We start from the raw sequence: 23132 nt of genomic DNA, 5'->3' as shown, positions 1-23132 counted from the left end.
AAAAGAGAATGAACGGTCATTCATTTGTCATCGGGGGTGCGCAGACTGCGCCGGCTTGCCCACCCTTCACGTGACCGGAACCTCATGCGTCTCTCCCTCTCCCGTGTCGCCCTGCGCCCGCAGGTACTTGCCCTTTCCATCGCCGCGCTGTTGCCCTCGCTGGCCTTCGCCGAGGCGGCGGTGCCTGCCGATGCGGCGCCCGAAACGAGCGCCGACGCCCGTGATGTCGTCGCCCTGGACCAGGTGGTCGTCACCGCCCAGAAGCGCGCCACCAATCTGCAGGAAACGCCGATCTCGGTCAGCGTCATCGATGCCGGGATGCTCAAGGACCGCAGCGCGATCTCGCTGGCCAGCTTCGCGGACGGCTCGATTCCCTCGCTGCGTATCACCCCGTTCGCCACGCGCAGCTCGGCCCTGAACATCGGCATCCGCGGCATCGGTGCCTCAAGCGATGCCAACCAGCCCGCACGCGATGCCGGCGTGGGCGTGTACGTGGACGGCGTGTTCCTCGGGCGCTCGCAGGGCCTGGGCACGATGCTCTATGACGTGGACCGCATCGAGGTGCTGAAGGGCCCGCAGGGAACGCTGTTCGGCCGGAATACGGAAGGCGGTGCGATCAGCATCGTCACCAAAGCGCCCACGGGTGAGTTTGGCGGTACGGTGAATGCCGGCGTGTCCAACTACAGCGGCTATACCAGCGGCCTGCACCTGGACCTGCCGAAAGTGGGCGACGTCAGCGTCAAGATCGACGCGGTGCAGGCCAAGCGCGGCGGCACCACCGACAACCCGATGCGCGGCGAGGAAGACTTCAACAGCTACAACAAGCGCGGCGCGCGGATCAGCGCGCTGTGGCAGCCGAGCGACACGTTCTCCGCGCTGTACGCGTTCGACCGCTCCTACGACGCCACCACGCCGTACCACACGCAGGTACTGGTCCCGGGCCCCTACCTGAGCCCGCTGCAGAAGGCCGGAGCCAGCGAAGACCGCCGCGACAGTGCGATCCTGGGCGGCCCGCAGGAGGAGAACATCGGGCGTACCAGCGGCCACCTGCTCAACCTGGGCTGGACGCTGGGCGAGAACCTGGAATTCAAATCGATCAGTTCCTACCGCGAACTGGAGCAGGGCCAGTTCGACATGGGTCTGGTCGATGCCATCTCCGCATACGGCGGCGCCAATACCCCGTTTGGCCGCTACAGTCTGGCGCAGGTCTACCAGCACCAGTACAGCCAGGAGTTCCAGCTGATCGGCAACACCTCGCAGGTGCAATACCTGGTCGGTGCGTTCTATTACCACGAGACCGCCGGCGACAACGCGCAGACCCCGAACATGCTGCTCTGGGGGCCGGGCGGCAACAGCTACACGCTCAACCCGGCCACCAACCCGCTGAATCTGGCGAACGTGCGGATCGATCGGGCCAGCAAGGCCTGGACCGACAGCCTCGGCATCTTCGGCCAGGCCACCTGGACGCCCGCCGCGCTGCCCGACCTGCACCTCACCGCGGGCGGGCGCTACACCCGCGACGAGAAGAACGGCAGCCTGTACACGGTCAACGGCGCCGCCACCGACCTGACCTTCGACGACGCGTGGGGCCGCTTCGACCCGATGGTCAACGTGGCCTACGACGTCGGCGACAACGCGATGGTCTATGCGAAGTACAGCACCGGCTTCAAGGCCGGTGGCGCGAACTCGCGTTCCACCACCTATACCGCGTTCGATCCGGAAGAAGTCACCGCGTACGAGCTTGGCTTCAAGTCGCAGTTCTGGGACAACCGCGCGCGTTTCAACGTGGCCCTGTTCGATTCGAAGATCGACCACAAGCAGATGGACTTCACGCTGCCGTTCGACCCGAACAGCGGCGAGACGCGCACCACCATGGTGACCACCAACGCCAAGGGCAGCACCACCTCGCGGGGCGCGGAGCTGGAGTTCAGCATCATGCCGGTGGACAACCTCACTGTCGGCTTCACCCACGCCTATACCGAGATCGACTCGCTGACCACGCAGGATCCCTTCGGCGCAGGCGTGGAAGTCACCGTGCAGCCGCTGCTCGCGCCCAAGCATGCCAGCAGCCTGGCGCTCGACTACTGGGTGCCGTTCGCGAACATGTCGGCGCTGAAGTTCCACGTCGACGGCAACTGGTCGGATGGCTTCTTCACCAGCGAATACGACCAGATGCGCACCGACAGCTCGTTCGTGGTGAACGCGCGCGTGGCCTTGGTCGATGTTCCGCTCAACGCCGACGGCGCCAGCCTCGACGTTTCGCTGTGGGCCCGCAACCTGCTGGACGAAGAACACCTGTTCTACAAGCTCAACAACGCCTCGCTCGGCCAGTCCGGCATCTTCAACGACCCGCGCACCTATGGCCTGGAACTGGCCGTGCGCTTCTGACCTCCTGGAGCCTACCCATGAATGCTTTGCATCCCGTAACCCTGAGCGTGGCCGTCGCGCTGGCGCTGTCGTCGTGGGTCGCTGTGGCCAGCCCACAGGCGGCCGCCACCGCTGCCGCCGCCGCGCCGCAGAGCGCCGCTCCGGTCGCGCGCAACGTGCAGCCGGTTGCCGATGACGCGCAACGCGTGCTGGCACTGGAAGGCGCGTGGAACGTGCGCACGTTCGCCGGCCTGCAGGGGCGCAACGGACCCATTCCGGCCATGGCCTTTGTGCGTACCGCGGACCTCAGCCGCCTGACCGACGCCGACAAGGACAGGCTCGCCGCCGCGGGCGTTGCGCTGGACATCGACCTGCGTACCGGCGATGAAGAACAGCAGTCGCCCGACGTGCTCGCGAAGGATCCGCGCTTCGATTACCAGCGCATCTCGTTGATGGGCACCGAGAAGATGGACCTGCAGAAGATGATGACCAGCTTCCCGGACACGCTGGGAGCGGCCTACGTGCAGTGGCTGGGCAGCAACCAGCCGCAGTTCCGCGAGGTGTTCCAGCGCATGGCCGCGCAGCGCGATGGCGCAGTGCTGTTCCATTGCACGGCAGGCAAGGACCGCACCGGCATCATCGCCGGCATCCTGCTGGACCTGGCCGGCGTACCGCGTGCGGACATCGTGCACAACTACGCGGTGTCGGCGCACTACCTGGAGGGGCAGCCCAAGGACAGTGCCATGAACGTGCAGATGATGGCGCTGCTGAAGCAGCATCCGGAGATCGCACGGAAGATGGCCGGCATGGGCGGTACCGCGCCGGAGAACATGGAGATGTTCCTCGACACCCTGCACCAGCAGTACGGCGGCGCGGCGGGCTTCCTGAAGGAAGTCGGCCTGAGCGAGGCCGAGATTCACAGCCTGCAGGTGCGACTGGGCCAGGCCGGCTGACTCGAACAGGGCAGGTGCCGACCAACGGTCGGCAGCTGCCGCCGGCGGCGCTATTCCGTTCCGTCCCGTAGCGAACCGCGGATCGAACGCGCCAGGTCGCTGCGGGTGAAGGGCTTGGGCAGGATCGCGATGCTCTTTCCGACCGCGCCGCTGGCATCGATGTCGCGCGGGTAGCCGGAGGTGAACAGCACGCGCAGGTCGCGCTTGTGCGCCAACGCGCGCCGGGCCAGCTCCCAGCCGGACATGCCCGGCATCACGATGTCGGAGAACAGCAGGTCCACGCTCACGTCGGTGCGCTCCAGCAGACGCATCGCAGATGCGCCGTCATGTGCCTCCAGCACCCGATAGCCCAGCTGGCGCAGCGTCTCGACCGTGTAGGCGCGCACGTCGTCGTTGTCCTCGGCGACCAGCACGGTGGCCTCGTCCTGCATCTCGTAGCCGGCCAGGCCACGGGTCTCGGTCTTCCGGTCCTGCGGCAGTTCGGCGGCCGAACGCGGGAACAACAGGGTGATGGCCGTACCCACGCCCACCGTTGAATCCACCAGCACATGGCCACCGGACTGCTTGGCGAAGCCGTAGACCATGGACAGCCCCAGCCCGGTGCCGCGGCCAACTTCCTTGGTGGTGAAGAACGGCTCGAACACGCGCGTGAGGGTTTCGGCGGACATGCCGTGGCCGGTGTCCTTCACCCGCAGCATCGCGTAGTGACCCGGTGGGACGTCGGGGTTCTGGGCGCTGAAGTCATCGTCCAGGTGGGCGTTGTCCACCTCGATGATCAGGCGGCCACCCTCGGGCATCGCATCGCGTGCGTTGACCGCCAGATTGAGCACCGAGGCCTCGAGCTGGCTGGGGTCGACCTCCACGCACCAGATGTCCGGGCTGTGCACCATCTCCAGCTGGACCAGTTCGCCGAGCGCGCGCTGCAGCATGTCCTGCATGTCACGCACCTGCGCGTTGAGGTCCACCGGCATGCTCTTCAGCGGCTGGCGACGCGAGAACGCCAGCAGGCGCTGGGTGACGTTGGCCGCGCGCATCACGCCCTTCAGCGCGTTGTCCAGGGCGCGCGACGAGTTGCCCGCCGCATCGCCGAGGCGCTCGGTCAGCATCTTGGCGTATTCGACGTTGCCGGCGATCACGGTGAGGATGTTGTTGAAGTCGTGGGCGATGCCGCCGGTGAGCTGGCCCACTGCCTCGATCTTCTGGCTCTGCCGCAGCGCCTCCTCGGCCTGGCGGCGCGCGGTGGTTTCGACCGCTTCGGACACAACCGCAGTTACCGCCCCCTGATGGTCGAGCAGCGGGCGGAACGAGAATTCGAAGGCGCGCTTGCCGGTGGGCAGGCGCAGCTCGAGCTCATGCCGGGAAGCATTGCCGGCGGCGGCTTCCAGCACCGCCTGGCAGACGATGGCGGGCACGCCCTCGGTATCGGCGAACCAGGCCGACTCGCAGTAGATCGCACCGCGCACGTCCTCCTTCGTGGCCAGAATGGCGGCCAGCGAGGCGGAGTTGGTGTCGATGATGCGCCCATCCAGCGTGAGCAGGTTCTGGTGCTGGAAGCTGGATTCGAACAGTGCCTGCAGCCGGCTCTCGCTGCGGTGCAGGGCCGAGGTGCGCTCGTTGACCTGGCGCTCCAGCGATTCATTGCTGGCCTTCAGCAACGACTGTGCCTGCTTGAGTTCGCTGATGTCGCGGGCCATGGCGTAGTAGCCCAGCACCGCGCCTTCGGCGTCCAGCTCGGGCACGAAGTCGACCTGTGCGTAGCGGGGCGGACCGGCGCGACGGGGGGCCAGCGTTTCAAAACTCACCCGCTGGCCGCGCAGCACGGTGTCAAACTGTTCCTGCAGGCCGGCAAAGCCGTCGTCGCCGACCAGCTCGCGGGCATGTTTGCCGACCACGTCTTCAGGCGCCAGGCCATGCCATTCCACATACGCCTGGTTGGCGAAGCGGTAGTGATGGTCGCGGTCGAGGTAGGCGATCAGCGCCGGCAACGAATCTGTGATCAGGCGCAGGCGCTGGTGGCTACCGCGCAGTTCGTTCTCCACCTGGAGCAGCCGGCGGCGTTCCTCGCCCTCCTTGATGGCGCGCAGGATGGCATCGGGCAGGCGCTGCAGGCGCGCCTTGACCACATAGTCGCGCGCGCCACGCTTGAGCGCTTCCACGGCGAGCTCCTCGCTCAAGGTGCCGGACACGAAGATGAAGGGCACCCCGGGCGCCAGCTCGCAGGCCAGCTCCAGCGCGCGGTCGCCGCTGAAACCGGGCAGCACGTGGTCGGCGAGGATGACGTCGAAGTCATGTGCGGCCAGGGCGTCACGCATGCCCTGGTCGGACCAGGTGCGTTCGACGGTGAACGGCAGGCCGGCGCGGCGCAGCTGCAGGGTAATCAGCTCCGCGTCCAGTGCATTGTCTTCGACCATCAGAACCCGGATCGATCTGCCCGATGAAGCTTCAGCCATCGTTGCGACTCTTGGCGCCGAACAGGGTGCCGTGCGGCGGCGGTTGATTGGTGATGCCCCAGAACATGCCCAGGCCCTGGATGGCTTCCAGGAATTCCTTGAAGTCCACCGGCTTCACCACGAAGGCATTCACACCCAGTTCGTAGCTGCGCACCAGGTCCTGCTCCTCGCGCGAGGAGGTGAGCATGACCACCGGCGTACTGCTGATCGAGGCGTCGGTCCGGATTTCCTTCAGTACTTCCAGCCCGTTGAGCTTGGGCAGCTTCAGGTCCAGCAGCACCACCACCGGGCCGCCGTGCATGGCGCCCTCGTAACGGCCCTGGGCGCGCAGGTACTCCAGCGCTTCCACGCCATCGCGCACGTGGGTCACTTCATTCAGCAGCTGGCAGCGTGCCAGTGCAGCCAGCGTCAGCTCGGCGTCTTTCAGGTTGTCTTCCACGAGCAGAATCGGCCGCAGATCTCTCATACGTAGTCTCCAGTAACAAAGGGAATGGTGAAGAAGAATTTGGCGCCCACTCCCAACTGCCCTTCGGCCCACGTCCTGCCGCCGTGGCGGGTGATGATGCGGTGTACGTTGGCCAGGCCGATGCCGGTGCCCTCGTATTCGTCGGCATGGTGCAGGCGCTGGAACACGCCGAACAGCTTGTCCACGTAGCGCATGTCGAAACCGCAGCCATTGTCCTGGACGAAAAACACGTGCTCGGTATCGGTGCGGTAGTGACCCACCTCGATGCTGGGGTGGGCAGTGTCGCGGGTGAACTTGATCGCATTGGACAGCAGGTTCTGCCAGACCAGGCGCAGCATGCCCGGGTCGGCCTGCACACGCGGCAGATGACGGATCGTCCAGCGGATGGTCCGACCCTCGTATTCCATGTCCAGCTTGTGCCGTACGTCTTCGACCAGGGCGGTCATGTCCATGGCGATCTGCCCCATCGTGGACCTGCCCATCTGCGAGAAGCTGAGCAGGTCGTCCACCAGTGTTCCGGCCGATTGTGCAGACTCGACGATGGTGTCGAGAAATCTCTTTTCTGAATCGTTTAGCCTTTCGCCGGCCGACGCCCAGAGCAGCTCCGAATACCCCACGATGTGGCGGAACGGCGCGCGCAGGTCATGGCTCACCGAATAGGAGAACGCTTCAAGCTCCTTGTTGCTGCGCAGCAGCTGCTCATTGAGCGCGGCCATCTCCTCGGCCTTGCGCAGCACGATGTCCACGATGGCGGTGCGCAGTTCCAGCGCGGCATCGCGGTCGACATCGTTCCACGGCAGCGACTGCCGGCGCACCGTCTGCTTCCAGCCCTCGAACGAGGTGCGGGGCGACAACGGCTGGCCGGTCTCCTCCTTGCGTGGGTCGCCGCCCCAGCGCACCGTGCGCACGACTTCCGGGCGGAACCACAGCACGAAGCTGTCGTGGATCTGGGAGATGGAAATGGCCAGTACGCCGCTGGCGACGTCGGCGAAGGCGTCCGCTACGTTCCAGTCCAGCGGCAGCCGGTCGGTGCAGAACAGATCGCCCTCCTGCTGCTGGACGGTCAGCCATTGCACCAGTTGCATCACCTGCTCCTGGCTCGGGCAATCGCCATGCAGGATGCATTCGCCCCGGTGGACGATGGCCGCACCGCCGGACTGGGTGAGCGAGAGCAGGTTCTGATGGTCCCTGCCCAGCGCCGCCATGAAGTCCGTGTCGCCCGCCATGCGGCCCAGCAGCCTTACCTGGATGGCGCGGCGCGCGACGCGCTCTTCGACCACGGCGGCGCGTTCCTTCAGCGCGATCTGCAGGGACAGGATCTGCCCGATGAACTCGCAGGCGGTACGCACGTGGTAGGGCACGCGCTTGGGGACCTCGTTGTGGCAGGAGATCAGCCCCCACAGCTCGCCTTCGCGCAGCAGCGAGACCGACATCGATGCGCCGGTGCCCATGTTGCGCATGTACTGGAGGTGCACAGGCGAGACGCTGCGCAGCATCGCCGGGCTCAGGTCCGTCGGCGGTGCGTCCGCGTTGGCGGCGCTGCGTACCAAGGGCACCGGCTGGTAATCGTTGTCGGCGATCAGCCGTACCCGGTTCTGCCGGTACAGCGCACGCGCCTGGGCCGGGATGTCCGATTCGGGGAAGCGCAGGTCCAGGTAGCTGGGCAGCACGCCGTTGCCATCCTCGGCCACCACCGCGCCGTTCCACTCCGGATCGAACTGGTAGACCAGGGTGCGGTCGAAGCCGGTCAACTCCCGGATCTGCACCGCCGCCAGCTCGCACAGCTCGCGGGTGCTGGCCACCCGCTCGATCGCGCCCATGAAGCGGCGGATGGCAGGGTAGAGGTCTTCCAGCGAGCCCGGCTCGCCCGCTACCGGCTCTTCCAGTTCGATGATCAGGTCATCACCGATGCGGTGCGCCACCACGTGGTGGCCACCATGGCTGCCGATGGGATGGGCACCCAGGAAGTGCGACGTGTCCGGCGCGAGCGCTTCGAGCGCCGGCCGGCACTGGATCAAGGCGCCGCCCAGCGCCACATCGATGTGGTGACCCAGCGGATCGCCCACCGTCTCGAGCACATCCGCGCGCGCGATGGCGCGCTCCTTGACGGTGAGGGTCTGGGGATCCAGTACCAGGATCAGGCCGTAAGGTTGGATGGCGCCTGGAGTACGTATTGGTTCTCTGGCACAGCTGTTGAGATCCAAGGCGTTTTCTTTCATGTTCCAGGACGACATTCGTTGATTTTCCCCAGCAGGCGCGTGCTTGCGCCAATAGCTTGGCATATCCATAGCGCTTCTTTCGTGAGGAAAGGGATGGATGTGCATGCAGGCGCAGGCATCCGCGATGCGACTGTCGGTGCCGATCTTCGACAGGCGGTGACGGGCTGGACGCCGCCGTTTTATGAACAAGTCAGGATTGTGCATTCGGCCTTCACGCGACAGCCGCTGTCGTGATGGTTCGTCTACCTGAATTCATTTAAGCTCAGGTGCACACAAGCCCTGTCGCGCCGTTGCGCCGGGGCTTTCCCACTTTTTCCTTGCAGGAATCACCCCCATGGCGGCATTGCAGCAGCGCACGATCGACCTTCTTCGCGCCCATCAAGACACCGTGGTGGTGCAGTGGACCCAGCAACTCGCCGCGCAGGGACAGGATGGCCGCTTGGGTGCGCGCGAGCTGGAGAACCAGGTGCGCGAGTTCTGGCGCCTCTTCCAGGCGGCGCTGTCCACCGCGTCGTCGGGTGCCAACGTGGCCGGCACAGAGTGGCAGGACACCCGCCAGTTCCTTGAGCAGTTGTCGCGCGACCGCGTGCTCAAGGGCTTCAGCTCTTCCGAGACCGCCAGCTTCCTGTTCTCGCTCAAGCGCCCGCTGTTCGAGCTGCTCCAGCAGAACTTCGCCGACGATCCCAAGGCGCTGGGCGACCAGCTGTGGGCGATCTCCGAGCTGATCGACGGCCTCGGGCTGCAGAGCGTCAAGGTTTACCAGAAGACCCGCGAGGACGTGATCCAGCGCCAGCAGGAAGAAATGCTGGAGCTCTCCACCCCGGTGGTGAAGCTGTGGGAGGGCGTGCTCGCCCTGCCGATGATCGGCACGCTGGACTCGCAGCGCACCCAGGTGGTCATGGAGTCGCTGCTGCAGCGGATCGTCGATACCGGTTCGGAGATCGCCATCATCGACATCACCGGCGTGCCCACCGTGGACACGCTGGTGGCCCAGCACCTGCTCAAGACGGTGACCGCCATCCGCCTGATGGGCGCCGATGCGATCATCAGCGGCGTGCGGCCGCAGATCGCACAGACCATCGTGCACCTGGGCCTGGACCTGCAGGGCATCGTCACCAAGGCCAACCTGGCCGACGCGCTGGCGTTGGCGCTCAAGCGCACCGGCCAGACGGTGACCAAGGTCGCCCGCTGAGATGGACCGCATCCCTATCCTGCAGATGGGCGATCTGCTGCTGGTGACCATCCAGGTGGACATGCACGACCAGCTCGCGCTGACGCTGCAGGACGACCTGACCGAGAAGATCCGCGTGACCTCCGCGCGTGGTGTGCTGATTGATATCTCCGCGCTGGACATCGTGGACTCGTTCATCGGTCGCATGATCTCCACCATCTCCTCGCTGGCCCGGATCATGGATGCCACCACCGTGGTGGTGGGCATGCAGCCGGCCGTGGCGATCACACTGGTGGAACTGGGCCTGACCCTCACCGGCGTGCGCACCGCGCTCAATGTCGAGCGTGGCATGCACCTGTTGCGGCAGCCCGACGAAGAGGCGTCATGACCGGCGTCAGTGGCTCGTTGCCGATCCGCGTGGAACAGGACGTGGTGCTGGCCCGCCAGGCGGCGCGCCAGGCGGCCGTGGCCTGCAAGCTGCGGCTGATCGACCAGACCAAGCTGGTCACCGCGGCCAGTGAGCTGGCCCGCAACGCCGTGATCTACGGTGGCGGCGGCAGCATGACCTGGGACGTGGTGGACAGCGGCGTGCGCCGTGGCCTGCGGCTGGTGTTCTCGGACAACGGCCCGGGCATCCCGGATGTCGCCCAGGCGCTGACCGATGGCTGGACCTCCGGCAACGGCATGGGACTGGGCCTGTCCGGTTCCCGGCGGCTGGTGGACGTGTTCGAGCTGGAGAGTGCGCCCGGCGAAGGCACGCGGGTCGCCATCACCAAATGGATCTGAACTTTGCCGGCCGCGTTACCCGGGTAGTGGTCGTGGAGGAAGTGTCGCAGGTGGGCCAGGCCCGCCGCGAGGCGCTGTCCATGGCCGATGCCATCGGCTTCGACGAGATGGACGCCGGGCGTGTGGCCCTGGCGGCCACCGAGCTAGCCACCAACGTGATCAAGCACGGAGGTGGCGGGCGCATGTACCTGTCCGTGGTGTGCGGGCGTGGTGGTAACGGCATTGAGCTGTGCACGCTGGATGCCGGGCCGGGCTTCTCGCTGGCCGAGGCCATGCCGGATGGCTATTCGACCGGGGGCACCCAGGGCCTGGGGCTGGGCGCGATCCGGCGCCAGGCCACGGTGCTCGACGCCTGGTCCGACGACAAGGGCAGCGTGGTGGTGGCACGCATCTACGCCAGCCGCGCGGCCCGCGATGTGGATGTCCCGTACGGCGCCCTGCGCCTGGCGATGCGGCACGAGGTGGCGTGCGGCGACGCCTGGCACCTGCGCGCCGATGCCCAGTCGGTGGGGGTGACGCTGATCGACGGCCTCGGCCACGGGCTGCCCGCCTCGGATGCGGCGCAGGCCGGTGTGGCCGCCGCGGCCGAGCGTGGCAATGCGGCGGCGGCGGACGTGATTGGTGCGCTGCATGCGGCCATGTCCGGTACCCGCGGCGGCGCCGCGGCCGTTGCCACCGTGAATGTGGGCAGCGGCGCCCTGGAGTTCGCCGGCATCGGCAACATCTCGGCCACCCTGTGCGAACCGACCACCACCCGCGGCCTGGCCTCGCACCCGGGCATCGTCGGGGTGCAGTTCCGCAAGGCGCAACCATTCCATTTTCACGCGGCCGCAGGCACGCTGCTGCTCATGCACAGTGATGGACTGCAGGCGCGTTGGAGCCTGCGCGCTTACCCCGGCCTGTTCCATCGCCACCCGGCGCTGATCGTGGCGGTGCTGCAGCGCGATTTCGATCGCGGCCGCGACGACACCGGCATCATCGCCCTGCGGCTCGGAGACCTGCATTGAACGCGCTTTCACCCGAACAGGAACTCGACCAGCTGCGTGCGGAAGCCGACGCGCTGCGCACCGAGCTGGAAGAAACCAACCAGGGCGTGCTCGCCCTGTACGCCGAACTGGACCAGCAGGCCGAGCAGCTGCGTGAAGTGTCCGAGCTGAAGAGCCGGTTCCTGTCCTACATGAGCCATGAGTTCCGCACCCCGCTGGGCTCGATCCTGAGCATGACCCGGCTGCTGGAAGACGGCATGGATGGCCCGCTGACCGACGAGCAGCGCCGCCAGGTGCGCTTCATCAGCGGCTCGGCCAGCGAACTGCGCGAGATGGTTGATGACCTGCTGGACCTGGCCAAGATCGAAGCCGGGCGCATCACCATCTCGCCGGCCTGGTTCGACCTGATGGACCTGTTCTCCGCACTGCGCGGCATGTTCCGCCCGCTGGTCGAAGGCAACCAGGTGGACCTGCTGTTCGAGGACCCGCCGCCGCTGCCGTTGCTGTATACCGACGACAAGAAGCTGGCGCAGATCCTGCGCAACTTCATTTCCAATGCGCTCAAGTTCACCCCGAACGGGCAGGTGGTGGTGTCGGCCCAGCTGGTGGACAACCACTCGGTGCGCTTCAGTGTGCGCGATACCGGTGTCGGCATTCCGCAGGACGTATTGCCAACCCTGTTCGAGGACTTCGTGCAGGTCGATTCGCCGCTGCAGAAGCGCCTGCGCGGCACCGGCCTGGGCCTGTCGTTGTGCAAGCGTTTCGCCGAGCTGCTGGGCGGGCGGGTTGGCGTGGTCAGCGCGGTCGGCGTCGGCTCGGAATTCCATGTCATCCTGCCGCTCAACCTGGCCGCGGAGCCCGTCGATGCCGATGCGTGACACGATCCTGGTGGTGGATGACAACGCGGCCACCCGCTACTCGGTGCGCCGGGTGCTGGAACACCACGGCTTCAGCGTCGAGGAAGCCGGTACCGGTGGCGAAGGCCTGCAGCGGCTGGCCGAACAGGATTTCGGTGCGCTGGTGCTGGACGTCAATCTGCCCGATACGAGCGGTTTCGACGTGGTCCGTCAGCTGCGTGCCGATCCGCGCATGCAGCTGCTGCCGGTGGTGCATGTGTCGGCGGCGTCCATCGCCACCGGTGATCTCATCACCGGCCTGAACGCCGGCGCCGATGCGTACCTGATCCACCCGGTGGACCCGGATGTGCTGCTGGCCACGCTGCGCAGCCTGTTGCGCGCGCGCCGTGCCGAAGAGGCATTGCGGGAGGCCGAAGCGCGCTTTGGCGAAATCTTCCGCCAGATCTATGCGCCGATCGGCGTGCTCGATGCGCAGTTGCAGGTGCATGAGGCCAACGACGCGTTCAAGCGCCTGCTCGGCGATGACCTCGGTTCCGGGCGGGTCGAGTTGCTGCTCGAAAACCAGGTCGCGCCGCTGAGCGCGCTGAAAGTGGCGCTGGCCGAAGGCGAGCGCTGGCAGGGCACGTTCGCGTTGCAGGTGCAGGGCAGCCGGCGCGTGACCGAATGGCGGGTGACGCCCTACAGCGCGCCCGGGCTGGGCCTGGTGCTGGTCGAGGACATCACCGAGCGCCACGTGCGCGAACTGGAGCAGCGCCAGGAACTGGAGAGCGCCACCAGCGAACTGGCGTTCCAGATCGCCGAACGCGAACGCACCGAAATGGAGCTGATGCAGTCGCAGAAGATGGACTCGCTGGGCCAGCTCACCGGCGGCATCGCGCACGACTTCAACAACCTGCTGACCACCATCATTTCCGGGCTGGACATGATCGAGATGTCGGCCAGCGCCGGCAAGTGGGACAAGACCGCGCGCTATGTGGACATCGCGACCGCATCGGCGCACCGCGCGGCGGCGCTGACCCAGCGCATGCTGGCCTTCGCCCGCAAGCAGCCCCTGGACCCGCAGGCCTTCGACGTGGTGGCCCGGGTCCGTTCACTGGAAGACATGCTGCGGCGCTCGATCGGCGAGAACATCGAACTGGAACTGGAGCTGGGGACGGAACCGCTGGTGGCGGTGGCCGACCCCAACCAGTTCGAGAACGTCATGCTCAACCTGGTCATCAATGCACGCGATGCCCTGGCCGGCTCTGGCCTGATCCGGATCCGCGCCGGTCGTACCCTGATCGAGCGCGACCATGAGCTGTCGCCGGGCCAGTACATCAGCGTCAAGGTGATCGACAACGGCAGCGGTATTCCGCTCGAACTGCTGGGCAAGGTGTTCGAGCCGTTCTTCACCACCAAGCCGCAGGGCGAGGGCACCGGCCTGGGGCTGTCGATGACCTACGGGTTCGCCCGCCAGTCCGGCGGCAGCGCCCGCATCGCCAGTGAACAGGGCGACGGCGCCGAGATCGAACTGCTGTTGCCCGAAGGCCAGCAGCCGATGAAAGAAGAGGCGGCGTCGCCGCTGCAGGTGCAGCGCGGCCAGGCCGAGCGCATCCTGCTCGTGGACGATACCGACTCGGTGCGCATGATGGTGCGCGAGATGCTGATCGAATCCGGCTACCAGGTGGTGGAGGCGATCAATGCCCAGCAGGCGTTGCTGGAGCTGCATTCGGACCGCGAGGTGCAGCTGCTGCTGTCCGATGTCGGCCTGCCGGGCATGAACGGCCGCGAGCTGGCCGATGCCGCGCGCGCGCTGCGCCCGACGCTGCCGGTGCTGTTCATCACCGGCTATACGGAGAGTGCCGCCGTGCGGCACGAATTCCTCGGCGAAGGCATGTCGCTGCTGCCCAAGCCGTTCAGCGTGCACGAGCTGCTGCGCAGCGTGCGCGCGATGTTCGGTCCAGCCTGATCGCGTAGCGGCCCCAGCGCGGCCGCTGCCGTCAGTCGCCTGCGGCCAGCCCATGGCCCCCCACCGGTTCGGTTTCGAAGCGCTCGCCGAAACCGGTGATATGCGGCCGTGCGCGCGCGATGGCCTGCTGCACACCGGGCAACGCCAGCGACGCATGGTGCAGCTCGGCGCTGTCCCAGACTTCGCTGATCCAGATGGCATCGGCATTGGCGGGATCCTTCGCCACCACATAGCTCCGGCACCCCGGCATGGCCTGGGTACCCTCCAGCAGGATCGCGATGACCCCGTCGCGCTCGCCGGGAGCGATGTTCATCTTGCCGATCAGTCCATACATGTGCGTGCGCCTGCCTGTGGAAGAACGCGCAGCGTGCGCCGGCCGGGTGCGACGGTCAATGCGCGGCACCCTTCGCTGAACCCGGTCAGGATCCGGCGCTCAACATTGGCAGGACAGGGCCGCTACCAGCTCATGACCCGGCCCGCCGGGCCGCAATGGACTGCGTGACGTAGTAGCGGCGCCCTCGGCGCGCGCTGTTCAGTACTCCTGCCTGGAACACCCCCATGTCCGCGTCCCGCTCGACCGCTTCCAAGCGCCCCGGCAGCATCGCCAACCGGCTGATGCTGGGTACGGCGCTGATTGCCATGCTGTGCTTCGGTGTTACCGCCGCCCTGAGCTATCACGAGGCCAGCCAGGCATTGCTGGAATCGTCGCGGCGGACCATGGAAAGTCAGGCCGAGGCAGAATCGCGCCGGGTCGGCGCGGACCTCGCGGCGGCGTTCGCCACCAGCCAGGCGCTGGCCGACAGCCTGGTGGTGCAGCACCGCGAAGGCGGTCTGTCGCGCGCAACCGCTGCCCATATCCTGCAGCAGCAGACGCAGTCGCACCCGGAGTGGGTGGGGCTGGGCACGCTGTGGGAACCGCAGGCCTTCGATGGCAAGGACGCGGACTTCGTCGGCGCCGAGGCCCACGACGACACCGGCCGCTTCATGAGCTATTGGGCCTGGCAGGGCGGCACGCCGGTGCAGGATGTCCTGAAGGGTTACGACGTGCCCGGCGATGGCGACTGGTACCTGCGCCCGCGCGCGCTCAAGCGGCAGACCGTGAGCGAGCCCTACGCGTATGAGATCGCGGGCAGGAAGGTACTGATGACGACGCTGTCCACGCCAGTGCTCGACAACGGCGAGTTCCTCGGCGCGGTCACCGTCGACTTCGGCCTGGCGGCATTGCAGGAGCGACTCGCCGCGCTGCGCCCGATGGGCGAGGGCCATGTGGAACTCATCTCGCCCGGCGGCATCGTGCTCGCCGCGCAGGACGCCAAGCAGATCGGCCAACGCCGCGACGATGCGCTGACTGCGCAGGTGCTGGCGGCCGTCGCCAAAGACCAGCGCTTCGAAGCCTTCACGCCCGATGCCGCCGGCAACGTCAAGGCGTACGTTCCGCTGCGCATCGGTGGCAGCCAGGAACGCTTTGCGCTGGGTGTGATCGTGCCGTATGCATTGATTACCGCACAGGCGCGCGCGCTGCTGTGGATCATTCTCGGCGTGGGCTTCGGCGCCGCACTGGTGCTGAGCGCCAGCGTGTACGTGCTGCTGCGCCGACAGGCGATCCGTCCGCTGGCCGATGCGGTTCGCCTGTCGGCCGATGTGGCCGAGGGGCGTCTGGATACGCCGTTGCCGCCGGCGCGCGACGACGAAGTCGGCCGCCTGCTGGATTCCATGCAGCGCATGCGCGGCCAGCTGCGCGCAGTGATGGCTGCGCAGGGCGACATGGCGCGTCGCCACGAAGCCGGTGAGCTCAGCTATCGCATGGATGCCGAGGCGTTTCCCGGCGAGTACGGGCGTATGGTGGGCGACACCAACCAGCTGGTCGGCGCCAACATCGCCGTGACGCATCGCCTGGTCGACGTGATGCAGCGCTATGCGGTGGGTGACCTGTCGCAGGACATGGACCGCCTCCCCGGCGAGCAGGCCGCGTTCACCGATGCCATGGATACCACCAAGGCCAACCTGCGTGCGATCAATACCCAGATCCGCGACCTGGCCGGCGCGGCGGCGCTGGGCGACTTCACCCAGCGCGGCGACGTGGTCCACTTCGACCACGACTTCCGTGCCATGGTGGAGAACCTCAACACCATGATGCAGGTCAGCGACGACAACCTGCAGCAGATCTCCGCGCTGCTGCGCGCCATCGCCGCCGGCGACCTGACTGCCCGCATGCAGGGCGAGTTCCACGGCGTATTCGCGCGCATGCGTGACGATGCCGATACCACCGTGACCCAGCTGACCGACATCGTCGGCCGTATCCAGCAGGCCACCGCCAGCATCAACCTGGCCGCCGGCGAGATCGCCTCGGGCAACAGCGATCTGTCGCGCCGCACCGAACAGCAGGCGGCCAGCCTTGAAGAGACCGCGGCGTCGATGGAGGAACTCACCTCCACCGTGCGCCAGAACGCCGATCACGCCGTACAGGCCAACCAGCTGGCGGCGGGTGCCGCCGACGTGGCCGAGCAGGGTGGGCGCGTCGTGGGGCAGGTGGTCAGCACCATGGCCGGCATCGAATCGTCGTCCAAGCGGATCGCCGAGATCATCTCGGTGATCGATGGCATTGCCTTCCAGACCAACATCCTGGCGCTCAACGCCGCCGTGGAAGCGGCGCGTGCGGGGGAACAGGGACGCGGGTTTGCGGTGGTGGCCACCGAAGTGCGCGCGCTGGCGCAGCGCTCGGCCGGCGCCGCCAAGGAGATCAAGCACCTGATCGACGACTCGGTCGCGCAGGTCACCGAGGGCTCGGCGCTGGTGCAGACGGCGGGGCGCACCATGCAGGACATCGTGACCGGCGTGCGCCGGGTGAACGACATCATGGCCGAGATCTCCGCCGCTTCGAAGGAGCAGTCCGCCGGCATCGAGCAGGTCAACCAGACCATCACCCAGATGGACGAGACCACCCAGCAGAACGCGGCGCTGGTCGAAGAAGCCACGGCCGCTGCCCGTGCCATGGAAGAGCAGGCCCAGCATCTGGGCACGGCCGTGGCCAGCTTCCGCACCGAGGCAGGTACCGCTGCGGGCAGCGCGCCGCAGGTCGCGCGGATGCGGCGAACGGGCTGACGCCACCGAGCGACGCCCGGGCTCGACCTGCCGGCCGCCGCGCCAACGAAAAAGCCCGGTCGGGTGACCGGGCTTTCTTTGCCTGCAGCGGGGCCGAAGGGCTTACCAGCGCATGCCCTGGAAGGGGTTCCAGCTGGTGTCACCCTTTACCTTTTCCAGGTAGTAGTTGTAGTTGGTGGTCAGCGCGATCAGCAGCGACCAGGCGAACGCCAGGCCCCGGCCGACCACGTCGGGCAGGAACGCCAGCGCGACGGCCAGCACGACGGTCAGGCCGACGATGGTCAACGCCTTGCGCCACATCCCGAGGATGAAAAGGTAGATGCAGCCGAAGAACAGGGCGAAGAAGTTGAAGTTGACCTTGATCTTCTGGCCGAACGGCAGTGCCTTGTAGGCCGCCTTGAAGGCGGGCGTGTTGGGCGCGCCGTAGGTGTTGAAGAAGTTGAAGCGGAACTGCCACTTGGGGCTGACGGCGGGTGCGATGTTGGAATCCATATCCATCTAGTAAGGTTGAAAACGTTTACATGATAGTCGTTGGCTATCATTTCGCGCCAGTTCTCTGACGCCTGGCCGTGGTGATATCCCGCCGCCAGCGTGACGTCACACATTCGTCCGAAAATTCATATAGGGTTCGCATTCCGCGCGGCAGGGAGCCCCGCGGCGTATTTGGAATGCCAAGAGAAACCAGACCATGTCGAGTGTAGTGATGTCCCCTGAGCGCCCTCAGGCCGGCCCGCGGATCGCGCCGTGCCCGATCGCCACCCAGGCGCAGCATCTGCTGGCACAGCTGCAGTATTCCCACGTCGGTTCGCGCGCACTGGCGCGGCCGCCGGTTGAAACCGACGTCGCTGTCGAGGCCACGCCGGCCTGACGTGCCCGGCCGGGTTGCGGCCGGTCGCCAGCTGGCCGGTCGGGCAGGCCCGACATTGCGCAGGACACGGGACGCCGCCGTCGCGGCGGCAGTGCCGGACGCACCTGCGCTGCCGGCGCCCTAGCGGGACCCTGCGGGGAGCGCTGAATAGGGAAAACCTTATGCGGCAAGGCCCGCGGCCAATTGTCGCACCGGGCCCGGCCGGCTGGCTGCTTGAGTTTGCTGAATGGGGAGAAATCGCCGAGAGACCCCTTCGCGCCCGGCTTACATTTGCCCCCCTATGCTGGGCCGCATTTTTCGTCCCAAGCGGTTGGAGAGTTCGTGGGTTCCGGTAGTCACAGACATCAGCGGGGCGCCGACCACGGCCGTGCCCGCCCAGGACACAGCAGCGCCGGGGTGCGCGCCGGGATCGGGATGACCCATCAGCTGCCGGGTAACGCCGGCTGGACGCGTGTCACGCAGGGTAGCCCGGCATGAGTGTGCAGACAGTCAACGCCACGCTCGACGCGGGGCGCTCGGTGCTGCCCGCCGAATCCCCCCTGGGCATGCCCGAACAGACCTTCCGCGACGGCCGGCTGCAGGTACGGCGCCAGCGCACCGCGCCGCGCATGATCGCGCTGCGCCGCTTCTATATCTTCGGTGGCACCGCGGCGATGACCGTGGCCGCCACCCACATGATGTGGAAGGTGCTGTCCATCAACGGCCTCTCCGTGCTGGAAGGCTGCCTGCTGGTGCTGTTCGTGGCCCTCTTCGCCTGGATCGCGCTTTCTTTTGCCGGTGCCGTGGCGGGGTTCCTCACGGCCGTGTTCGACCGGGGCTACAAGCTGGGCATCGATCCGGACCAGCCGCTGCCGCAGGTGCACACCCGCACCGCGCTGCTGATGCCGACCTACAACGAAGACCCGCGCCGGCTGCTCGCCGGGCTGCAGGCCATCTACGAATCGGTGGCCAGTACCGGACAGCTGGAACAGTTCGACTTCTTCGTGCTCAGCGACACCCGGCGCGACGACATCGGCGCCGCCGAAGAGCAGGCGTTCGACGAGCTGTGCGCGGCAGTCGGCGGGCATGAGCGCCTGTTCTACCGCCGCCGTGGCGACAACAGCGGCCGCAAGGCGGGCAACATCGCCGACTGGGTGCGCCGCTTCGGTGCCGGCTACCCGCAGATGCTGATCCTCGACGCCGACAGCCTGATGACCGGAGACACCATCGTGCGGCTGGTCGCCGGCATGGAACACAACCCCGATGTCGGCCTGATCCAGACGCTGCCGGCGGTGATCGGCGGGCGCACCCTGTTCGCCCGCATGCAGCAGTTCGGCGGGCGCGTGTATGGCCCGGTGATCGGCCGTGGCGTGGCCTGGTGGCATGGCGCGGAAAGCAACTACTGGGGGCACAACGCGGTCATCCGCACCGAGGCGTTCGCCGACAACGCCGGGCTGCCGCCGCTGCCCGGCCGGCAGCCCTTCGGGGGCCACGTGCTCAGCCATGATTTCGTGGAAGCGGCGCTGATGCGCCGCGGCGGTTGGGCCACGCACATGGTGCCCTACCTGCGCGGCAGCTACGAAGAAGGCCCGCCGACCCTGACCGACATGCTGGTGCGCGACCGCCGCTGGTGCCAGGGCAACCTGCAGCACGCCAAGGTGGTGGGCTCCAAGGGCCTGCACTGGGTCAGCCGCATGCACATGATGATCGGCATCGGCCACTACTTCACCGCGCCGATGTGGGCGATGCTGATGCTGATCGGCATCGCGATTCCGCTGTTCCAGGGCGGCATCGACTTCAGCGAGATGCTGCACCTCTCGCCCGGCGTTTACTGGCGCCAGCAGGACGAGACCCAGGTGATCCGCATGTTCGCCATCACCATGGCGGTGCTGCTGCTGCCCAAGGTGCTGGGGTACTTCGCGATGCTGCTGGACCCGGTCGAGCGCCGCGGGTGCGGTGGTGGCATCCGCGCGTTCGTGTCGATGCTGCTGGAAACCGTGCTGGCGGCCTTGATGGCGCCGGTGGTGATGTACGTGCAGTCGCGCGGCGTGGCCGAAGTGCTCGCCGGCAAGGACTCGGGCTGGGACGCGCAGCAGCGCGATGACGGTGGCATTTCCTGGCCGGCCTTGATCAAGGGCTACGGTGGCCTGAGCGTGTTCGGTCTGTTCATGGGCGTCCTGGCCTATGCGGTGTCGCCGGCGCTGGCCGCGTGGATGGCGCCGGTGGTGATCGGCATGGTGCTGGCCATTCCGGTGGTTGCGCTCACCTCCGGTCGTCGTGCCGGCGATCTGCTGCATCGCCTGGGGCTGATGGACATTCCCGAGGAGTCGGCCCCGCCGACCATCCTGGTGCGTGCGGCGCAACTGCGCCGCGCCGCCGCCGAACGCGCCGCCCACTGATCCGCAAAGGCGATCGGCGGCCGCGACTGCCCCGCGACCGTAGAGCCACGCCATGCGTGGCTGTGCTCCAGGACGCATAATGCGGCCAGAACGTACTGGAGCCGCACGATGTCGCACCCGCTGGAAACCGTAGTCAACGAAACCGCCCCCAACCCGCAATGGGCCGTGCTCTGGCTGCATGGGCTGGGTGCGGACGGCAACGACTTCGCGCCGATCGTGCCCGAGCTGCTGCGCCCGCACTGGCCGGCGATCCGCTTCGTGTTTCCGCATGCGCCGGTGCAGCCGATCACCATCAACAACGGCGTGCGCATGCGCGCGTGGTACGACATCGTCAGCATGGATTTCCGCTCGCGCGCCGATGCCGCCGGCGTGGATGCCTCGGTGCAGGCGCTGGACGCACTGGTCGAACAGGAGATCGCGCGCGGCATTCCCGCCGAGCGCATCCTGCTGGCCGGCTTCTCGCAGGGCGGGGCGATCATCCTCAGCGCGGTGCTGCGCTGGACGCGGCCGATTGCCGGTGTGATCGCACTCTCCACCTATCTTCCCGACCCGGATGCGGCCGCCGCCAACCGCGTCGCGGACGGTATCCGCCCGCCGGTGTTCATGGCCCACGGCGCGCAGGATCCGGTGATTCCGCAGCCGATCGCCGCCCATACCGCACAGACCCTGGGCGCGCTCGGCTTCCCGCTGGAGTGGCATTCCTATCCCATGGCCCACCAGGTCTGCGCCGAGGAACTGCAGGCGCTGGGCGACTGGCTGGACGCGCGCTTCAAGGCTCCCTGAGCCATGAACGACCTGCGCCAGCAGCCCTGGCTGCCCGACCTGTGCCGACTGCCGCGGCTGGCGGCGATGCTCGGCCTGGCCGAGCTGGTGGTGGTGGTGGTGGCGCTGGTGCCGGATGGCAGTCGACACTGGGGCGTGTCCGGGTTCCTGTCCGCAAGCGGCCTGGCGTTGTGGTTGGCGTTGGCCGTGACAGTGTGTCTGTGCGCGGCACGCGCCACGCTGTCGCGCCTGCCCGAAATGCTGGGTACCGCGCTGGCGGTTGGCATGGCCGCGCTGATCGCGGCGCTCTGTACCGGCATCGTGCACGCGCTGTATGCGGTGCTGGACGTGCAGGGCTTCGCCGGCGTCATCGGCTTCTGGCGGTTCACGCTGGGCTGCGCCACGGTCACCGCATTGATCGTGGCGCTGGCGCTGCGCTACTTCTATGTCAGCGACCGGTGGGGCGCGCAGACCGTGGCCAATGCGCGCGCGCAGGCCGACGCGCTGCAGGCGCGCATCCGCCCGCATTTCCTGTTCAACAGCATGAATCTCATCGCCAGCCTGGTGCGACGCGATCCGGTGGTTGCCGAACGCGCGGTGTTGGACCTGTCGGACCTGTTCCGCGCCGCGCTGGGCGCAGGCGAGGGCGATTCCACGTTGCAGGCCGAGTGCGAACTGGCCGAGGCCTATCTGTCGATCGAATCGCTGCGCCTGGGCGAGCGTCTGCAGGTGCAGTGGCAGCGTGAGGAACCCCTGCCGTGGACGCTGGCGATGCCGCGCCTGGTGCTGCAGCCGCTGGTGGAAAATGCCGTGCTGCATGGCATTTCGCGGTTGCCCGACGGCGGCACCATCGTCATCGCGCTGTCCTGCGACGGCGGCACGCTGCATGTGCGCATCCAGAATCCGGCGCCGGACCCGGACGCCCGCGCGTTGCCGCTGATGCAGGGCGCCGGCCACGCCCAGCGCAACATCGCCCACCGCCTGGCCTGGCGGTTCGGGCCGGCGGCGCGGATGACGGGGGCATGGGACGGCGGCTACTATGCCTGCGACATCTTCGTGCCCGTCCAGTGAGGAAGCCTGCTTGAAAGTGGTGATCGCCGACGACGAGCCCCTCGCCCGCGAGCGCCTGCGCAGCCTGCTGGCCGAACAGCCCGGCGTGCAGGTAGTGGCGGAGGCCGAGAACGGCGAACAGGCCCTGCATGCCTGCGCCGAGCTGCAGCCGGACCTGGTGCTGCTGGACATCGCCATGCCCGGGCTGGACGGACTGGAGGCGGCGCGCCACCTGGCCACCTTCGATCCGCGTCCGGCCGTGGTGTTCTGCACCGCTTACGACGCGCATGCGCTGTCGGCGTTCGAGGCGGCCGCCATCGATTACCTGATGAAGCCGGTGCGTCCCGAGCGCCTGGCCGCTGCGCTGGAGCGCGCGCGCACGTTCCTGGCCGGCCGCAACGGCCAGCCCAGCACGCCCAGCCAGCAGGCCCGCACGTTGCTGTGCGCGCGCCTGCGCGGCAGCCTGCGGTTGATCCCGATCGACGATATCCACTACATGCAGGCCGAGGAAAAGTACGTGGTGGTCCATCACGCGCGCGGCGAGGACCTGATCGAGGAGTCGCTGAAGTCGCTGGAGGAGGAATTCGCCAGCCGCTTCGTGCGGATCCACCGCAACTGCCTGGTGGCGCGCCACGAACTGGTCGAGCTGCGACGGAATGGCGCAGGCCAGGTGCAGGCGGTGCTGCGGCATGGCAAGGCCCCGCTGGAAGTCAGCCGCCGCTGCGTGGCGAGCCTGAAGCAGGATCTGAAACACCTGTAATAATGGGCG

The 23132-nt window shown here is 67.4% G+C and carries 20 protein-coding genes; 15 read left to right on the top strand and 5 right to left on the bottom strand.

The genetic code is table 11. The features are described from left to right. The first annotated feature begins 84 nt into the window (after positions 1-84). Both ACOZHM_RS13015 and ACOZHM_RS13010 read left to right on the top strand, forming a co-directional pair. Positions 85-2388 (top strand): TonB-dependent receptor, encoded by a 2304-nt coding sequence (locus ACOZHM_RS13015; RefSeq protein WP_421569739.1) that lies wholly within the window; start codon positions 85-87, stop codon positions 2386-2388. 17 nt (positions 2389-2405) lie between these two features. Continuing rightward, positions 2406-3320 (top strand): tyrosine-protein phosphatase, encoded by a 915-nt coding sequence (locus ACOZHM_RS13010; protein WP_421569738.1) that lies wholly within the window; start codon positions 2406-2408, stop codon positions 3318-3320. A gap of 50 nt (positions 3321-3370) precedes the next feature. Here ACOZHM_RS13010 and ACOZHM_RS13005 read toward each other — a convergent pair whose 3' ends face one another. Genes ACOZHM_RS13005 through ACOZHM_RS12995 form a run of 3 tightly spaced genes read right to left on the bottom strand, consistent with a single transcriptional unit; the run spans position 3371 to position 8470 of the window. Next, complete coding sequence (locus ACOZHM_RS13005) at positions 3371-5731, bottom strand: PAS domain-containing protein (protein WP_421569737.1); 2361 nt, start codon at positions 5729-5731, stop codon at positions 3371-3373. A gap of 31 nt (positions 5732-5762) precedes the next feature. After that, entirely contained in the window at positions 5763-6236 is a 474-nt protein-coding gene (locus tag ACOZHM_RS13000) for a response regulator (protein ID WP_421569736.1), read from the bottom strand. Then, entirely contained in the window at positions 6233-8470 is a 2238-nt protein-coding gene (locus ACOZHM_RS12995) for an ATP-binding protein (protein ID WP_421569735.1), read from the bottom strand. Before ACOZHM_RS12995 ends, ACOZHM_RS13000 begins: the two co-directional genes overlap by 4 nt. A gap of 78 nt (positions 8471-8548) precedes the next feature. Here ACOZHM_RS12995 and ACOZHM_RS12990 point away from each other — a divergent pair, with 78 nt between their 5' ends. The 7 genes from ACOZHM_RS12990 to ACOZHM_RS12960 all read left to right on the top strand — a co-directional run bounded on the left by ACOZHM_RS12990 (position 8549) and on the right by ACOZHM_RS12960 (position 14203). Further along, positions 8549-8689 (top strand): hypothetical protein, encoded by a 141-nt coding sequence (locus ACOZHM_RS12990; RefSeq protein WP_421569734.1) that lies wholly within the window; start codon positions 8549-8551, stop codon positions 8687-8689. A gap of 100 nt (positions 8690-8789) precedes the next feature. After that, entirely contained in the window at positions 8790-9647 is an 858-nt protein-coding gene (locus ACOZHM_RS12985) for an STAS domain-containing protein (protein WP_421569733.1), read from the top strand. A 1-nt stretch (position 9648) separates the two neighbouring features. Next, positions 9649-10014 carry an STAS domain-containing protein gene (locus ACOZHM_RS12980; RefSeq protein WP_421569732.1) on the top strand — a complete coding sequence of 122 codons (366 nt, stop codon included), beginning with the start codon at positions 9649-9651 and terminating at the stop codon, positions 10012-10014. Beyond that, the gene (locus ACOZHM_RS12975) at positions 10011-10412 is read left to right on the top strand and encodes an anti-sigma regulatory factor (RefSeq protein ID WP_421569731.1); all 402 of its coding nucleotides are present in this window, start codon (positions 10011-10013) and stop codon (positions 10410-10412) included. The genes ACOZHM_RS12980 and ACOZHM_RS12975 overlap by 4 nt, the downstream gene beginning before the upstream one ends. Next, entirely contained in the window at positions 10403-11419 is a 1017-nt protein-coding gene (locus ACOZHM_RS12970) for an ATP-binding protein (RefSeq protein WP_421569730.1), read from the top strand. Before ACOZHM_RS12975 ends, ACOZHM_RS12970 begins: the two co-directional genes overlap by 10 nt. Further along, positions 11416-12276, top strand: a complete 861-nt coding sequence (locus tag ACOZHM_RS12965) for a sensor histidine kinase (protein WP_421569729.1) — start codon at positions 11416-11418, stop codon at positions 12274-12276. Before ACOZHM_RS12970 ends, ACOZHM_RS12965 begins: the two co-directional genes overlap by 4 nt. Next, positions 12263-14203 (top strand): response regulator, encoded by a 1941-nt coding sequence (locus ACOZHM_RS12960; RefSeq protein ID WP_421569728.1) that lies wholly within the window; start codon positions 12263-12265, stop codon positions 14201-14203. Before ACOZHM_RS12965 ends, ACOZHM_RS12960 begins: the two co-directional genes overlap by 14 nt. Positions 14204-14234: 31 nt before the next feature. Here the strand turns inward: ACOZHM_RS12960 and ACOZHM_RS12955 are convergent, their stop codons facing one another. After that, entirely contained in the window at positions 14235-14537 is a 303-nt protein-coding gene (locus ACOZHM_RS12955) for a putative quinol monooxygenase (protein ID WP_421569727.1), read from the bottom strand. Between the two features lie 224 nt (positions 14538-14761). Between ACOZHM_RS12955 and ACOZHM_RS12950 the strand changes: the two genes are divergently transcribed. After that, complete coding sequence (locus ACOZHM_RS12950; RefSeq protein ID WP_421569726.1) at positions 14762-17305, top strand: methyl-accepting chemotaxis protein; 2544 nt, start codon at positions 14762-14764, stop codon at positions 17303-17305. Positions 17306-17407: 102 nt separating this feature from the next. Here ACOZHM_RS12950 and ACOZHM_RS12945 read toward each other — a convergent pair whose 3' ends face one another. Next, positions 17408-17797: a DUF2628 domain-containing protein gene (locus ACOZHM_RS12945; RefSeq protein WP_421569781.1), complete on the bottom strand. Its 390-nt coding sequence runs from the start codon at positions 17795-17797 to the stop codon at positions 17408-17410. 211 nt (positions 17798-18008) lie between these two features. Here ACOZHM_RS12945 and ACOZHM_RS12940 point away from each other — a divergent pair, with 211 nt between their 5' ends. The 5 genes from ACOZHM_RS12940 to ACOZHM_RS12920 all read left to right on the top strand — a co-directional run bounded on the left by ACOZHM_RS12940 (position 18009) and on the right by ACOZHM_RS12920 (position 23123). Beyond that, positions 18009-18173 (top strand): hypothetical protein, encoded by a 165-nt coding sequence (locus ACOZHM_RS12940; protein WP_313348036.1) that lies wholly within the window; start codon positions 18009-18011, stop codon positions 18171-18173. Positions 18174-18646: 473 nt separating this feature from the next. Further along, complete coding sequence (gene mdoH / locus ACOZHM_RS12935) at positions 18647-20551, top strand: glucans biosynthesis glucosyltransferase MdoH (RefSeq protein WP_421569725.1); 1905 nt, start codon at positions 18647-18649, stop codon at positions 20549-20551. 108 nt (positions 20552-20659) lie between these two features. Continuing rightward, positions 20660-21334, top strand: a complete 675-nt coding sequence (locus tag ACOZHM_RS12930; protein ID WP_421569724.1) for an alpha/beta hydrolase — start codon at positions 20660-20662, stop codon at positions 21332-21334. A gap of 3 nt (positions 21335-21337) precedes the next feature. Further along, complete coding sequence (locus tag ACOZHM_RS12925; protein ID WP_421569723.1) at positions 21338-22384, top strand: sensor histidine kinase; 1047 nt, start codon at positions 21338-21340, stop codon at positions 22382-22384. A gap of 10 nt (positions 22385-22394) precedes the next feature. Continuing rightward, entirely contained in the window at positions 22395-23123 is a 729-nt protein-coding gene (locus tag ACOZHM_RS12920) for a LytR/AlgR family response regulator transcription factor (RefSeq protein WP_421569722.1), read from the top strand. Positions 23124-23132 lie beyond the last annotated feature (9 nt).

Origin of the sequence: Stenotrophomonas sp. PD6 (genome assembly GCF_049199305.1) — a bacterium.
Classification (GTDB): domain Bacteria; phylum Pseudomonadota; class Gammaproteobacteria; order Xanthomonadales; family Xanthomonadaceae; genus Stenotrophomonas.
This window is presented reverse-complemented; position numbering and strand designations above follow the sequence as displayed.